This window comes from Aequorivita xiaoshiensis (assembly GCF_022008395.1).
Classification (GTDB): domain Bacteria; phylum Bacteroidota; class Bacteroidia; order Flavobacteriales; family Flavobacteriaceae; genus Aequorivita; species Aequorivita xiaoshiensis.
This window is the reverse complement of the sequence record NZ_JAIRBB010000001.1, coordinates 347,194-361,671: the sequence shown is the minus strand read 5'-3', so window position 1 is coordinate 361,671 and position 14,478 is coordinate 347,194. Positions and strand designations below refer to the sequence as shown.

The window sequence follows — 14,478 nt, the reverse complement described above, 5'->3', positions numbered from 1 at the left end:
AGCTCATAATCAATTCTAACACCCTTATATGAGATCTTATATGAGATGTTGCTAGGGTTGGACCTGGAAAATGACAAAGCATTTAAGAAAATATTCCCTACTTTTAAGCTTTAATTTCAAAATATCATTTTATATGAATCCAATTGCCATTAGGACTTCTGTTCTTTTTATTTTCTTATTATCTTTTAATCTTTCTGTAACCTCACAAGAACTGAGTAGTTCCCAAATAGATAGTTTAGTAAATAAAACCATGAAAACTTTTAACGTTCCAGGTATGGCTGTAGCGGTATTAAAAGATGGAAAAATCTATCATAAAAACACTTACGGGGTTCGTTCGCTAAAAACCAACGAAAAGGTAAGCGAAAACACACTTTTTGGAGTTGCTTCAAATACTAAAGCATTTACAACTGCTGCGCTTGCTCAATTAATAGATCAAGGAAAATTGGAGTGGGATACAAAAGTAACTGATATCATACCAGAGTTTAAATTACACGACTCTTACGTAACGGCTGAATTTACAGTTCGCGATTTGGTTACGCACAGGAGTGGTCTAGGTCTAGGCGCAGGGGATTTAATGGTTTTTCCAGCAAAAAATACCACCACTATGGATGAAATGATTCATAACCTGAGGTATTTAAAACCAGTATCTTCTTTCCGTTCAAAATATGATTATGACAACCTACTATACATTGTGGCGGGGGAAATTGTAGCACGTGTTTCTAAAAAAGATTTCGACACTTATATAGAAGATAACTTCTTTAAGCCATTAGGGATGAATCGCTCCTTGCTTTCAATTCCTGAAATTGATGCCGATAATAACCGTATAGACGGACACGCTCCAGTAGATGGAAAATTAGAAATAACAGGTTATACGTTTACCCAAATTGCTACGCCTGCAGCAGGAATATACGCATCTATAAACGATATGAGCAAATGGGTTCAAGCGCAAATAAATGAAGGGAAATACGGCCAAAAACTTCAAGACAGCCTATTTAGCAAAAAGATGCATCGTGAAATGTGGACGCCACAAACTTTGGTTAGAAGAGGGAGAGGACATTATAACACCCATTTTTCAGCTTATGGATTAGGTTGGTTTTTAAGTGATGTAAACGGCTATTTTCAAGCTACACACACAGGTGGTTTATTAGGAATCGTTAGTCAAGTTACCATAATTCCAGAATTAGAATTAGGGATTATTGTACTTACCAATCAACAAAGTGGCGCTGCTTTTTCTGCAATTACTAATTCTATTAAAGACGGATATTTTGGAATAAAAGGAGAAGACAGAATTAAGGACTACAACGAACGCCGATTAAAAGGAGAGCGCGCTGAGGATAGCATTAATGCTCAGGTGGTATCAGATTTAAAAATTCAATTAAAAAGTAATGCACCAAAACCAAACCCTTCTAATATTTTAGGAACGTATAAAGACCCTTGGTTTGGGAAAGTGGAAATCGGCAAACAAAACGGAAAAATTCGTTTTAAAGCTGAAAAGGCAATAGATTTAGTTGGTTCTATGACTTTTTATAAGGGAACTACCTATATAGTACGTTGGGATGACACTTCACTTAAAGCAGATGCCTTTGTGAATTTTAACCTTGATACCGAAGGGAAAGCCAATGGTTTTAAAATGAGTCCAATTTCACCATTAACCGATTTTAGTTACAATTATCAAGATTTAGATTTTCACAGAATAAAGAAATAAAACTGCTGAAAACTGTAAAAAAAGAACTATTATTTTTGAGGGGTTTTTAAAAATTATTAATTTCATAGTGTTGTAAACTAGATAATTATGAAATTAACCAAAAGATTGGATGATGCTTTAGATAAGCTGTATACTGCTTTTTATAATGGCACTTTAAATGCTGAGTGTTGCAAGAGTTGTGCTGTTGGCACAATTTGTAACAATACTGATAGTTGGAAGCACTTAAGCGATTACCACGGCTCGTTGCAGTTAAATTATGTCGGGTTGGTGAATCAAAAGCTAGGAAGGAGATTCTTTGGATATACACCATTAGAACTTCTAAGCATTGAGAAAGAGTTTCTTAAAGGCTGTGGCTATGTATTGCCATTACATCACAAAAACGCTAAACCTGAATTTACTACTTCTAAAGAAACACTTTTTAAAGGACTGTGTGCTGCGGTAAATTTTTTATGCAGTCTTGATGATGTAGAAAATGTTATGGAGTTTTACCCAGTTTTTGAAAATGTTGAAAAAAAGGATGCACTAAAAATTGTAATCTAAAACTTCGCTATCTATAATTTTCTTAATTAGAGAGGATACTATTCGTAATAATAATACCATCGGTTAGCCCTAGGTGCCGAAAATAACTTTAAATACGTTGATTCTGCTTATTGGTAACATTAGTTTTCCATGCAATGTAAAGCCTAGATGAGCATACATCGTGAATGCTTCAAAACTTCAAATGATTGTTTCTCTACCTTGAAATAAAATTTTGTCGCCCTTATATCATTGTTCTTTAACCTTATGAGCTCTATTTATTTTTTAATTCCATTACGGCTTTATGATTTACGAATTCCATCATTCCAAAGCCTCCGTGTTCACGGCCATAACCAGAATTCTTTACACCCCCGAATGGCATATTGGGCTGTGCAAGTCCGAAACCGTTAATGAAAACCATTCCGGTATCGAAATGTTTTCTCGCAAGTTCAATAGCGTTCTTTTCATTTTTAGAAAAAATTCCACCACCAAGACCGAATTCACTATCATTGGCTATTCGCATGGCGTCATCTTGATCTTTTGCTCGTATTAAAGAGGCAACCGGACCAAATAACTCATCATCATAAGCAGGTTGTCCAGGTTTTACATTATCAAGCACGGTAGCTGGATAGTAAAAACCTTGACCTTCAGGTATTTCACCACCACTCAATATTTTTGCTCCGTTATTAACACTTTCTTCAACTTGTTCGTGTAACGTTTTGCGAAGGTCTTCCCTTGCCATTGGCCCAATTTTAGAATTTTTGTCTGTTGGATCCCCGTGTTTTATTTGCTTCATTTGCTCAACAAATGCATCACGAAATTCATCATAAAGCTTATCTACTACAATAAAGCGTTTGGCGGCTACGCAGGTTTCTCCATTATTGTAAATACGGCCTTGAACACAAGTTTTAACAGCTAGTTCTAGATCTGCATCTTCTAAAACAATGTAAGCATCATTACTTCCTAATTCCAAAACCGTTTTCTTTAATGCGGCCCCAGCTTTTTTAGCAATTACTTTTCCTGCAGCAGGGCTACCAGTAAGTGTTACTCCTCTAATAAGCTCGTGCTCTATAATACTATCACTTTGTTTATGAGATATTTTCAGTACAGTAAATAGATTTTTTGGCAACCCAGCATCTTCATAAATTTTCTGAAGCATTATCCCTGTACCTGTAACATTTTCGGCATGTTTTAATAATATCGCATTTCCTGCCATTAGATTAGCAATGGAATAACGTATTACTTGATAAACTGGAAAATTCCACGGTTGAATTCCGTAAATTATCCCTAGAGGTGAATGGGTAATTATGCCCTTTCCGCCATTTGGTAATTCTCGTTCCTCATCTTTGAATTTTTCAGGACCATTGTTAGCCGTCCAATCGCATATGCTCGCACAAAGCTCTATTTCTTGTTTGCTTTGTTTTAGCAACTTCCCCATTTCTAAAGTCATTAATTTAGATAATTCTTCTGAATTATTTTTTAGACCTTGTCCAATAGCCTTAATTATTCGCCCTCTTTCTTTATGAGAGATAAAACGCCATTCTAGAAATGCCTCTTGACAACTGTTTATTGCATTTTCAACTTCTCCATCACTCATTAAAGGGTATCTCTTAATTTCTTTACCTGTGGTCGGGTTTATGGTAACTAATTCTTTCTTATCTTCTTTTTCCATAACTTTAGCTTTTTGCTGAATATATTGTTTTAGGCAGATATTCTATCTTAAGAAACTGTTATTCTTTTTAAAAGGATGACGGGATTGTTTTACTTTTGCCGTTTAAATCCTAATTAGATATGAAGAAAGTAGTGTCTCTAAATATTCGCGTGGCTAGACCTGAGGACTTCAGGGAAGTTGTACCCTTAATGGTTCAAGCAATGGAAGAATTAGCTTGTGCTTTCGCTAATGCTAATAAGGTTGAAGATACTTACGAACTATTTGCACATTTTTTTCAGAAAAAAGAAAATCAATACAGTTTCGATCATACTCTTGTTTATGAAGAAGACGGTGTGATAATGGGCTCTATTACAACCTATGATGGGAAATTATTACCCATATATAGAAAACCATTTATGGAATATATAGCAGAAAAGTTTGGTGTGGATGACTTGGTGATAGAGGATGAAACTGCTCCTGGGGAAGTATATATCGATACAGTAAGTGTTTCACCTAATTATCAGGGGAAGGGAATTGGTAAAAAACTAATTGCTGCAGCAATGGATAAAGCAAGAGTTGAGGGTCATGAAAAAATAGGACTTCTAGTAGATTTTAATAATCCAAATGCAAAAAAGTTGTATTCAAAATTAGGCTTTCAAAGTGTTGGAAGAAAAAAACTTGGCGATGGCGATTACGAACATCTTCAGCTTAAACTTTAATCAATACTAGGCTCTAATTAAATAACTCGTTTAATATAGCCAGAGATTTTGGTTTGTGATAACCTTGCACGTGAAAACTATAGTAGGTTAAGATTAATTTTAATACTAGTTTCCTATTGACTTTGGTAAGTTTAATGTCATGTAGATTTTCAGCATTTACACTGAAAAATTTTTTAAAACTTTCAACTTGTGACCCCTCAAAACAAATATTTTCATAATCTGTTGCTTGAAAAACACCTGCTTCAATGTTGAAATATTTCCCTTCTATGTTAGAGGTGTCAGGATAAAAACCTAAATACATACTTAATTTTAGTAGGAAGTAAATATGGAAGTTCGCAACTTCATCATTCTGATCGAGCCATATAAACGAGTTTTCTAGAAAAGAATAGAGTTCCTCGTTTACTTCCTCTTCGCGAATACAGTTTTTAAGCATTTCAGATAAAAACATCACAAGACTAGACTTTACAATATCTGTGTGTAATGTTTGATACAGATAAAATACTTTGGCGTCCTTAATATATTCTAAGGTGCCTTTATTTTTGTGGTCGGCTATTATTTCTAATTGAGTAAGAGGCTGAAAGAACGAAGTTCTTAATTTTCCTTTTTTAGACTTAAGAATGTTGCGTAACAAATAGGTTTTAATGCCTGCTGCTTCAGTATAACAAACAGCAATCAAATCGGCTTCAGAATACTTTATAGCTGAAAATACAATGGCTTTTGTTGCGACAACCATTATCGAATTATCATTATTTTAGAAACTTTAGTTTCCACATAATCGTCTGTGGTTACAAGCACAAAGTAAACTCCAGACCTCACCTTATATTTTCCGAACGCAGTAGTGTCCCAAAGAATGCTTCCCCCTTCAGAAGTTTGTTCGAATACAAGGCTTCCGTTAATATCTGTGATTTTAACATTAGCTCCAGCCGTAAGTCCATCTATAGTGACATTTCCATTGAATCCAGGGCGTACAGGATTCGGAAAGGCGCGTAAGTTATCTAAGTTTTCACTTGGTGCAGTAGCACTTCCTTTATAGGCTAATAATCCTTGGGCAGTTGCAAAATATACAACTCCGCTGTTTGGATCGATAGCTATGTCTTGTACGTTATTTGTTGGTAATGGGGAATTGTCTTTGTTAAATCGCAACAACGTTTCCTGTCCATTTGGGGAGAGATAAAATACTCCTGAAGTGGCAGTTGAAATCCATTTATTGTTTGAACCGTCAACTTCAATATCTGTTATGGATTGTTCGTAGAGCAATTCTTGGGGAACTTCGTTTTCTAAAATAATTATAGCCTGAGACTGTGGAATTGTTCCTTCATCAAAAAAGCTTCCTGGACTGTACAGCACTCTAAGTCCCTTTAAGGTTCCAATCCATAGTCTGTTTTGATTGTCCAAAGCTAATGCCCTAACACTTAAGTTGGGTAAGTTTCCAGACCCCGTGCCTTCACCAATTTTGTTGAACTTGTTTGTTGTAGGATTATATCCTACCATTCCACTGCCATAAGTTCCGAAGAAAATATTATTAGCCCGATCGACAACTAATTTTGTCATGGCAAAATCGGATACAGGATTAATAATGCTTGAAATATCTATTTTTTGAAATTGTCCTCCAGGAGATAGTTTTACAAGCGCATCATCTGTTCTACTTTGCAAAAACCAAAGATTACCTTGACGATCATAATCTGAGCCATATATTCTTATCCCCGCGTCACTTCCATTTAGTATGGCTTTATCTAGAGGGCTGTTATTTTCATTGTATAATATTGATGGTATTCCTTCAACCATTTTAAGCAATCCGAATTGAAAACTACTCATAAATACTTCGTTGGGGTCTTGTGGATTTATAGTTACGTTTATTAAATCTGTTGGTTCGCCATTTACAGCAGTGCTTAATTCTTCATAAGGAGTATTAATCCAAATGGAGTCTTTAAGCTGACTAACACCATATCTAGACAATGGGTATGGGTTAAAGTGTACTGTAACATCTCCAAAGGTTACCCAAAGTTGATTTTCACTTGCATCTAATGCAAAAGGTCTATTTCTTATAGGGCCATTTGGTAATACTTGAGTAGCTTGATTGCTTCCTATTGGCACTATAAGCAATCCGTCTTCGGTGGTTCCTAAGTAAACGTTGTTTCCAAAAACGAGACCGGATTGAAGTTTTAAATCAAAATCAATAACGTTGTTTACCATGGCTTCTTCTATAAAACCATCAGAGAATGCTTGAACTGAATTACTTGTTGTTATGGTAAGTAGATTGTCTGCCTTTCGAAAACTTTGAATAGAAGTACTGAAATTTCGTACTGTTGAAGTCCCGCCTTGAGGAGTAATCTTTAAAACAGTATTTGAAGCGTTGGCGGCATAAATGCCTGAACCTAAAGTTTCTATTGCTTTAAATCCACCGCCAACAATAGTAGTCCATTGCCTGTAATCTATTAAATCGTCGTTATCAACTAATGCTCTTTTTATACCGTCGGTAGATGAAGCAGCATAAATATAAGGCTCTTGAATAGTGGTTTGTACAATATCAATTTGGGTGCCCAAATCTCCAATAAAATAAGTGTCTCCAAATTCTAAACGCGAGAGATCATACACAGAAATCCCATATTGTGTGGATAAATACAGCTGGCCGTTGTGCTCTCGAATGTTATTAATTCGTTTTTTATTAGGAGGAATGGATTGTTTTTCAATGATATCTACCACTTTTAATACATTCTGATCGTCTTTTTTTACGATTTCAATAAGTCCATTTTCATATCCAATAATCAATAAGTCAAAATCATCACTGTAGTGAATGGTAGTTATAGAATTCCCAGAAAGACCATTTATTGAAGAAATAGTTTTTATTTCGTGTGTATTGAGGTTGTAGGTAAATACAGCGTTTTCAGCACCGACAAAAATAGTATTATCTCCTTGGGAAATATCTTTTACTGAAACATAAGAAAAATGACCAGTCCATTGGTCTTCATAGTTCTGAGCAGTCGCCAGAATGGGAATTAACGATAGGAAAGCAATGGCCCACCACTTCATAAAATAGGTTTTGTATATTAACTTGCTAAAATACCATTTATTGCAGTATCAAAATAAATACAAGTATAAAGTTTTCTCAAACTTTAAAAATTTGACATTCAGAAAATATAGATAAATTGGCCATTTTTCAAATTTTAATACAAACAAAAAACACAACAAAAAAACTTGATTTTTATTCATTTAAACAAAAACATATCCCTTGAAAAATTATTAATTAACTAATTAGTAGAATAAAATTCAGACCTTTAACAAGTTTTTATATATTTGTTATAACACAATTTAATCCCATATACATAATGAACATAAGAACTTGGCTTTTGGTAATTTCCTTTTTGGGACTATTCCAACAAGCAGTATATGGTCAATTCGGCTTTTCTAACGAAGTAGGAATTATTGCTGGTCCGGTAGCATTTTACTCAGATTTCGGTCAGCGTCACGATTTTGAAACAAACTCAAATAATATTGGTTTTGGTGTAGGTATCGTTCATTATCTAAATTTTGCCTATAGGGGTGATTTTAATATCTACACAAGATATACTTATTTTAACGATCACTTCAAAGTAAGGTCGGAGCTTGATTACCACGTAACTAAACTTGAACATTATGGTGAGTGGGTAGCTCCAGATAAAACATCATTATTTGCCGATCAGCTCCGCGCTATGTCTGGTGAAGTTACGGTTATAGATATTGGGTCTCGATTAGAATATTATCCATTAAGCATTCGGGCTTTTCAGGCAAATGGCTATAAGCTCATGCCGTATATAGGCCTAGGAATTCACTGGGTGCATTACAAACCAGAAGTACGATCTTCATTGGGAGATTTAAATAGCCCAATAACAACTCCTGTTAAATACTTTAATGCATTTCAGCAGCAAGCTGGTTCAACTTTTTCGGTAGTAGGAAGTGTAGGGGTTAGATATAAAATTGGTCAATTTAGCGACATTATGTTAGACAGTCGTTGGCAACAATACTTTACAGATTGGGCAGATGGATTAAATCCTTCTTTAGAAAATAATGGAGAACGACCAGTTCCAGAAAACAAATCGAATGATTGGATTTATTGGTTAAATGTGGGATATATTTATTATATAAACTAATTGGCGTTACATTTTAAAATCTTAACCAATAGCTTGTTTTAAATCAGCAATTAAATCTTCTACATCTTCAATTCCCACAGAGAGACGTATTAACGAATCCACAACCCCTAATTTTTCTCGCTCCTCTTTTGGAATACTAGCGTGTGTCATGCTTGCAGGATGTCCCGCCAGACTTTCAACACCACCTAAACTTTCTGCTAATGTGAAAATTTTTAGGTTTTCCACAATTCTAATTGCCTCATTATAATTGTTGCCCTTGGTTACAAATGAAATCATTCCTCCAAAATCTTTCATTTGCTCTTTTGCTATTGAATGATTTGGGTGAGTTTCAAATCCTGGCCAATAAACTTTTTCAATTTTTGGGTGTTGCGCTAAATATTCTGCGATAGCTTTTCCATTTTCACAATGGCGTTGCATACGAATATGGAGTGTTTTTAAACCACGTAAAACCAAAAAGCTATCTTGTGGGCCACATACTGCACCACTAGCGTTTTGTATAAAATACAATTTGTCTGCTAATTCCTTATCGCTTACAATTAAACCACCCATTACTACATCGCTATGACCTCCCAAGTATTTTGTAGCGCTGTGCATAACGATATCTGCTCCTAAGTCTAATGGTTGCTGAAGATACGGAGATGCAAAAGTATTATCCACAGCTAAAAGCAATTTGTGTTTTTTAGCAATTGATGCAACTTTTTTAATGTCTACAATATTTAAAAGCGGGTTTGTAGGAGTTTCTACCCAAATAAGTTTAGTGTTTTTGTTTATGTATGTTTCAATGGTGTCGGCATTGTTCATTCCAACAAAATGAAAAGCAATACCAAATCCTTCAATAATTTTTGTAAATAGTCGATATGTGCCGCCGTAAAGATCGTTTGTTGTGATTATTTCATCTCCAGGTTTAAAAAGCTTCATCACAGCATCTATTGCAGCAAGCCCACTACCAAAGGCTAGCCCAAATTTTCCATTTTCAATACTGGCAAATGCAGCTTCCAAAGCAGCGCGCGTTGGATTTGCACTACGCGAATACTCAAAACCTTTATGTTTACCAGGTGTAGTTTGTGAAAATGTTGAGGTTTGATAAATTGGAGGCATTACAGACCCATAAGCGGGGTCGATATTTTCTTGTCCTCCGTGAATAGTTTTAGTGTTAAATTTCATAGTGTATTTTAAAACTTGAAAACGTGATATAATATTCTGAAATAATTATATATCATTTAATAAAAATTTTGCAATAGCTGATTTTAAAGTTATTACTTTTGAAAGAATAAACCTACCCCATTGGGGAAACAAATTAACCAATTCTCAAAATAGCATGTATAAAAAATACGCGGTAGTAATTTTAGTTTTAATTGCTCTAACTAGTTGTACCCAAGATAAAAGTATAGAGTTCTCGTCTCAAAGTTTAACCGAAAAAGAACTATCGTATTGTGAAGACAAAGACTGTCCTGAAGTTACAATAAACTATGTTGAAGTTTTTGGAAATGAAAGTATTGCAGAAAGGATTAATAACAAAATAAATTCATTCATCTATCAGTCGCTTTTATTAGGTGAAGATACAACTCCAACAGCCAAGACTATTGAAGAGGCAGCAACTGGATTTATAGAGGTGTATTATGCCGACAAAGAACAGTTTCCTGATATGGCCGGTAAGTATTTTGCTGAAATTTCGGTAAATGAAATATACAACACTGATAACCATATTTGTTTTGAACTGCGCCAATATTTATATACTGGTGGTGCTCACGGTTATGGGACTACAACATTTTTAAATATCGACCCAAGAACTGGAGAAGAACTTTCGGCAAATGAGCTTTTTAAAAACAAAAATAAATTTGTGAATTTCGCGGAAGAAAAGTTTCGTGCACAGCAAGAAATTGATAAAAATGAATCAATAAATGCTACGGGATTTACCTTTGAAAATGATAAGTTTAGTCTCCCTGAAAGTTTTGGTTTTATAAAAGACAGTTTAATTTTTGTCTATAATCAGTACGAAATTGCAAGTTACGCCGATGGTCCAATCGAGCTAAAAATTGCTTTAAAGGAAGCAAAACCATTTTTAAAGATTGATTAAATTTGAATTATGCAGAAAGTATATTATTTATCCACTTGTGACACCTGTAAACGTGTAATGAATGAAATTGAAATCCCTTCGTCGTTTATAAAGCAAGACATAAAGGTTCAGGGCATTTCAGAAGATGAGTTAACAGAGCTTTTCAACCTTACAAACAGCTACGAAGATCTTTTTAGTAGAAGAGCAAAGCTCTATCAAGAGCGTAACTTGAAAAACGAAGAACTTCTAGAGGAGGATTTTAAAAATTTAATTCTAGAACATTATACGTTTTTAAAGCGCCCTGTAATTGTTAATAATGACAAGATATTTATTGGCAGTAGTAAAAAAACTGTTGCAGCAGCTAAAGAGTCTATTCACTCTAATAAATAAACACTTTACACTATATGCTAATACAATAGGTGCATTCATTTATTTAAATAGTGTAGATGTTATAATCTTACTTATTTAATTAGATAAATGCACCTATGTTTATATAGCCTAGTGAAGACTTTTTTAGAATTAATTCAACACGTAAAATCAAAGAGATTTATTTTAGGCTTGTAATTCTAAATCTCTTGGACGTACATTGTTTTTACGTGTATCTTCCTTCGAAATTACCTCGAAGTCGTCTGTTTTTTCAAAAGCATTGAATTTCTCCAATATTTCTTCTGGCAGTCCTGTTAGTTTACGAGCATTTAAATCTATCCAACCGCCCATCATTTCACAGCTTGCAAAGTTTTTACCGTTTTCATCATAAAAATTGTGAAGGAATTTGAAATACATCCCATCTTCTGAAAGTCCTTTTAGTTGAAGAGAAACTGAAACAGGTTTCCCAGGAAAAACTTCTCTGAAATAATACATATGTTCATAAAATGCAACTGGACCTAAATTGTGCCTCACTAAATGTTTTTGGTCTAAGCCGTTTTCAATCATAAAAGCCATACGAGTGTGACTCATGTAATCTATATAAGCACTGTTACGTAAGTGACGATTAGCATCCACATCACTCCAACGTATTTCAAATTGTTTTATATACATCTGTAATTTTTTCTGCAAATTTAAAGTACTTTTACTATGCAAGCATAATAAATTTGTTTAGATTGTGTTAAATCTTCTTTAGCAAATGCCTATTCTAAAAAGTTCATATAACCCTAAATTTCCTTTTAAAAACGGACACTTTTCGACTATTTACTCTTCGAAGTTTCGTCCAGTGCCTCAATTGTTGCAGCATCGTGAAAGATTAGTTTTACCCGATGCCGATTTTTTAGATATTGATTGGTCTTATTCACAAGGTAATTCGAGTAAAGTAGCAATTCTACTTCACGGATTAGAGGGAAACGCACAGCGTACTTACATTGTAGCACAAGCAAAACATTTGGTTAATGATGGGTGGGATGTGGCTGCAGTAAATTTTCGAGGCTGTAGCGGGGAGCCAAACCTTTCATTTCAATCTTATAACGCTGGAAAAACAGACGACTTGGAGGCTGTTGTTAAACTAGTTTTAGACAAGAATAAATACAATGAAATAGCCCTAGTGGGATTTAGTCTTGGAGGTAATTTACTTCTGAAATATTTAGGGGAGCGTGATACTTTTCCAAAAGAAATTAAAAAAGCAGTTGCAATTTCAACTCCTGTTAGTTTAAGAGGATCCTTAGAGTCGCTAAATAAGCTTTCCAACTGGATGTATAGAAAATCTTTCTTGATAAAACTTCGAGAAAAGTACAAGGTGAAAATGAATGATTTCCCTGAAAAAATGAGTCATTTAGATTACAAGAAAATCACCACTTTATTAGACTTCGACAATGTTTATACCGCCCCAGCACATGGGTTTAAAGATGCTTATGACTATTACGAAAAAAACAGTAGTCTTCAATTTCTGCCGAATATTACTATTCCAGTACTTATTTTAAACGCTCAAAATGATAGTTTTCTCTCTTCAGAATGTTACCCGATTCAGTTAGCAACAGAAATGAAGAACCTTTATTTAGAAATTCCCAAATATGGGGGTCACGTGGGGTTTCATCAATCTAATTTACGCTATTACAGTGAAGAGAGGGCTTTAAAATTTTTAAATGAAGTTTTTTAAAAACAGCTGCACTTTATCGACTATCCGCTAAAGACTATTTTATTACCTTTGCCGTCAATAAATTAAGTATATGATTCAATCAATGACGGGCTATGGCAAGGAAGTTGTCCAATTGCTTTCCAAAACTATTACCATAGAAATTAAGTCGCTTAACAGTAAAGGTCTAGATATTAACACACGTGTGCCTTCAGCATACCGCGAAAAAGAATTAGAAATACGCGATATTCTTGCAAAATCTTTACAAAGAGGAAAAGTAGATTTTTCCCTTTATATTGAAGTTACTGGACAAGAAGTTGCTACTCAAATTAATGAGGATGCTGTAAAACAATACATCAACCAATTAGCAAAAGTAGTAAATGGCGATCCAGTTGAGCTTTTAAAAATGGCAGTTCGCATGCCTGATGCATTAAAGACAGAACGAGAAGAAATTGACGAAAAGGAATATGAAGAAATTGTAAAAGGTATCAATAAGGCCTTAGATGCAATAAATAAATATAGATCGGATGAAGGTTTAGTACTTGAAAACGATTTTATTGAGCGTTCAAAAAATATATCGAAGTTACTCGATGACGTTGTAGCAATAGACCCAGAACGAATAGATGCCGTTAAAGAAAGATTGCGAAAGGCAGTAGCAGATATCAAAGAGAAAGTTGATGAAAATCGTTTTGAACAAGAACTTATCTACTATTTAGAGAAATACGATATCACAGAAGAAAAGGTTCGACTTAAAAACCACTTAGATTATTTCAATGAAACTCTAAATTCAAGCGATTCTAATGGTAAAAAACTTGGTTTTATTACTCAGGAGTTAGGTAGAGAGATAAATACTATTGGAAGTAAAGCAAACTACGCACCTATGCAGCAAATTGTTGTACAGATGAAAGATGAGTTAGAGAAAATTAAAGAACAAGCATTAAACGTACTTTAATATTTAGCGTTAAAAAAATAACTACAAAGCGTTCTACGCTAATTGGTTTTAAGTCAATACAATTTTATGAATTCAGAAAAAGGGGGTAAATTAATAGTGTTTTCGGCACCTTCAGGAAGTGGAAAAACCACTATAGTTCAACACTTATTAAAGCAAGAAGATCTCAACTTAAAATTTTCGGTTTCTTGTACTTCTCGAGATCCAAGAGGTGATGAAAAGCACGGAGAAAACTACTATTTCATTTCGTTGAAAGAATTTAAACAACACATAAAAAACGATGATTTCCTTGAATGGGAGGAGGTATACCGAGATAATTTTTACGGAACTTTAAAATCTGAAATAGAACGAATCTGGGAAGAAGGAAAAAATGTTATTTTCGATATTGATGTTGCGGGAGGGCTTCGTATTAAAAAGAAGTTTCCAGACCGTACTCTTGCTGTTTTTGTAAAACCACCAAGTATAGACGAATTAAAAATCCGTCTAAAAAAGCGAAAAACTGAAAGTGATGACCGTATAAATATGCGAATTGCAAAAGCCTCTGTAGAGCTTGCAACGGCACCTCAGTTTGATAAAATTATAAAAAACCACGATTTGGAAACGGCTTTAAATGAAGCTCACGATTTAGTAAAAAACTTTATCGTTTCCGACAATTAACATACGTAAGAACATTGCCTAGCAAGGTCTCAGCGA

General features: G+C 34.4%; 14 protein-coding genes. 9 read left to right on the top strand and 5 right to left on the bottom strand.

The features are described from left to right. Window positions 1-133: 133 nt before the first annotated feature. Window positions 134-1,705 carry a serine hydrolase gene (locus K8344_RS01650; RefSeq protein WP_237606546.1) on the top strand — a complete coding sequence of 524 codons (1,572 nt, stop codon included), beginning with the start codon at window positions 134-136 and terminating at the stop codon, window positions 1,703-1,705. Between the two features lie 87 nt (window positions 1,706-1,792). After that, window positions 1,793-2,245, top strand: a complete 453-nt coding sequence (locus tag K8344_RS01645; RefSeq protein ID WP_237606545.1) for a Na(+)-translocating NADH-quinone reductase subunit F — start codon at window positions 1,793-1,795, stop codon at window positions 2,243-2,245. Between the two features lie 250 nt (window positions 2,246-2,495). On the opposite strand, the gene K8344_RS01640 is transcribed toward K8344_RS01645, so the two are convergent. Next, window positions 2,496-3,893 carry an NAD-dependent succinate-semialdehyde dehydrogenase gene (locus K8344_RS01640; RefSeq protein ID WP_237606544.1) on the bottom strand — a complete coding sequence of 466 codons (1,398 nt, stop codon included), beginning with the start codon at window positions 3,891-3,893 and terminating at the stop codon, window positions 2,496-2,498. Window positions 3,894-4,012: 119 nt separating this feature from the next. On the opposite strand from K8344_RS01640, the gene K8344_RS01635 reads away from it, so the two are divergent. Further along, the gene (locus K8344_RS01635) at window positions 4,013-4,591 is read left to right on the top strand and encodes a GNAT family N-acetyltransferase (protein ID WP_237606543.1); all 579 of its coding nucleotides are present in this window, start codon (window positions 4,013-4,015) and stop codon (window positions 4,589-4,591) included. Between the two features lie 13 nt (window positions 4,592-4,604). Here the strand turns inward: K8344_RS01635 and recO are convergent, their stop codons facing one another. Both recO and porZ read right to left on the bottom strand, forming a co-directional pair. Further along, a complete protein-coding gene (gene recO / locus K8344_RS01630; protein ID WP_237606542.1) occupies window positions 4,605-5,324 on the bottom strand; it encodes a DNA repair protein RecO in 720 nt (239 codons plus the stop codon). Continuing rightward, window positions 5,324-7,621 (bottom strand): type IX secretion system anionic LPS delivery protein PorZ, encoded by a 2,298-nt coding sequence (gene porZ, locus K8344_RS01625; protein ID WP_237606540.1) that lies wholly within the window; start codon window positions 7,619-7,621, stop codon window positions 5,324-5,326. The genes recO and porZ overlap by 1 nt, the downstream gene beginning before the upstream one ends. 296 nt (window positions 7,622-7,917) lie before the next feature. Here porZ and K8344_RS01620 point away from each other — a divergent pair, with 296 nt between their 5' ends. After that, window positions 7,918-8,718 carry a THC0290_0291 family protein gene (locus K8344_RS01620; protein WP_237606538.1) on the top strand — a complete coding sequence of 267 codons (801 nt, stop codon included), beginning with the start codon at window positions 7,918-7,920 and terminating at the stop codon, window positions 8,716-8,718. Between the two features lie 21 nt (window positions 8,719-8,739). Here the strand turns inward: K8344_RS01620 and K8344_RS01615 are convergent, their stop codons facing one another. Next, window positions 8,740-9,882 (bottom strand): cystathionine gamma-synthase, encoded by a 1,143-nt coding sequence (locus K8344_RS01615; RefSeq protein WP_237606536.1) that lies wholly within the window; start codon window positions 9,880-9,882, stop codon window positions 8,740-8,742. A 154-nt stretch (window positions 9,883-10,036) separates the two neighbouring features. Here K8344_RS01615 and K8344_RS01610 point away from each other — a divergent pair, with 154 nt between their 5' ends. Together K8344_RS01610 and K8344_RS01605 are read left to right on the top strand one after the other, a co-directional pair. Then, entirely contained in the window at window positions 10,037-10,795 is a 759-nt protein-coding gene (locus K8344_RS01610) for a DUF3298 and DUF4163 domain-containing protein (RefSeq protein ID WP_237606535.1), read from the top strand. A gap of 9 nt (window positions 10,796-10,804) precedes the next feature. After that, window positions 10,805-11,164 carry an arsenate reductase family protein gene (locus tag K8344_RS01605; RefSeq protein WP_237606533.1) on the top strand — a complete coding sequence of 120 codons (360 nt, stop codon included), beginning with the start codon at window positions 10,805-10,807 and terminating at the stop codon, window positions 11,162-11,164. 162 nt (window positions 11,165-11,326) lie between these two features. Here the strand turns inward: K8344_RS01605 and K8344_RS01600 are convergent, their stop codons facing one another. Beyond that, complete coding sequence (locus tag K8344_RS01600; RefSeq protein ID WP_237606531.1) at window positions 11,327-11,812, bottom strand: acyl-CoA thioesterase; 486 nt, start codon at window positions 11,810-11,812, stop codon at window positions 11,327-11,329. Between the two features lie 85 nt (window positions 11,813-11,897). Here K8344_RS01600 and K8344_RS01595 point away from each other — a divergent pair, with 85 nt between their 5' ends. The 3 genes from K8344_RS01595 to gmk all read left to right on the top strand — a co-directional run bounded on the left by K8344_RS01595 (window position 11,898) and on the right by gmk (window position 14,442). Next, window positions 11,898-12,860, top strand: coding sequence for a YheT family hydrolase (locus K8344_RS01595; RefSeq protein WP_237606530.1), 963 nt, complete (start codon window positions 11,898-11,900; stop codon window positions 12,858-12,860). A gap of 70 nt (window positions 12,861-12,930) precedes the next feature. Continuing rightward, a complete protein-coding gene (locus K8344_RS01590) occupies window positions 12,931-13,788 on the top strand; it encodes a YicC/YloC family endoribonuclease (RefSeq protein WP_237606528.1) in 858 nt (285 codons plus the stop codon). A 66-nt stretch (window positions 13,789-13,854) separates the two neighbouring features. Further along, window positions 13,855-14,442, top strand: a complete 588-nt coding sequence (gmk, locus tag K8344_RS01585) for a guanylate kinase (protein ID WP_237606527.1) — start codon at window positions 13,855-13,857, stop codon at window positions 14,440-14,442. The last annotated feature ends 36 nt before the right edge of the window (window positions 14,443-14,478 follow it).

Bases quoted from the DNA above. Each gene is read 5' to 3' on its own strand.
- K8344_RS01635 (WP_237606543.1), top strand. From the start codon at position 4,013: ATGAAGAAAGTAGTGTCTCTAAATATTCGCGTGGCTAGACCTGAGGAC.
- K8344_RS01640 (WP_237606544.1), bottom strand. From the start codon at position 3,893: ATGGAAAAAGAAGATAAGAAAGAATTAGTTACCATAAACCCGACCACA.
- K8344_RS01590 (WP_237606528.1), top strand. From the start codon at position 12,931: ATGATTCAATCAATGACGGGCTATGGCAAGGAAGTTGTCCAATTGCTT.
- K8344_RS01610 (WP_237606535.1), top strand. From the start codon at position 10,037: ATGTATAAAAAATACGCGGTAGTAATTTTAGTTTTAATTGCTCTAACT.
- K8344_RS01595 (WP_237606530.1), top strand. From the start codon at position 11,898: ATGCCTATTCTAAAAAGTTCATATAACCCTAAATTTCCTTTTAAAAAC.
- recO (WP_237606542.1), bottom strand. From the start codon at position 5,324: ATGGTTGTCGCAACAAAAGCCATTGTATTTTCAGCTATAAAGTATTCT.
- K8344_RS01615 (WP_237606536.1), bottom strand. From the start codon at position 9,882: ATGAAATTTAACACTAAAACTATTCACGGAGGACAAGAAAATATCGAC.
- K8344_RS01650 (WP_237606546.1), top strand. From the start codon at position 134: ATGAATCCAATTGCCATTAGGACTTCTGTTCTTTTTATTTTCTTATTA.
- gmk (WP_237606527.1), top strand. From the start codon at position 13,855: ATGAATTCAGAAAAAGGGGGTAAATTAATAGTGTTTTCGGCACCTTCA.
- K8344_RS01645 (WP_237606545.1), top strand. From the start codon at position 1,793: ATGAAATTAACCAAAAGATTGGATGATGCTTTAGATAAGCTGTATACT.
- K8344_RS01600 (WP_237606531.1), bottom strand. From the start codon at position 11,812: ATGTATATAAAACAATTTGAAATACGTTGGAGTGATGTGGATGCTAAT.
- porZ (WP_237606540.1), bottom strand. From the start codon at position 7,621: ATGAAGTGGTGGGCCATTGCTTTCCTATCGTTAATTCCCATTCTGGCG.
- K8344_RS01620 (WP_237606538.1), top strand. From the start codon at position 7,918: ATGAACATAAGAACTTGGCTTTTGGTAATTTCCTTTTTGGGACTATTC.
- K8344_RS01605 (WP_237606533.1), top strand. From the start codon at position 10,805: ATGCAGAAAGTATATTATTTATCCACTTGTGACACCTGTAAACGTGTA.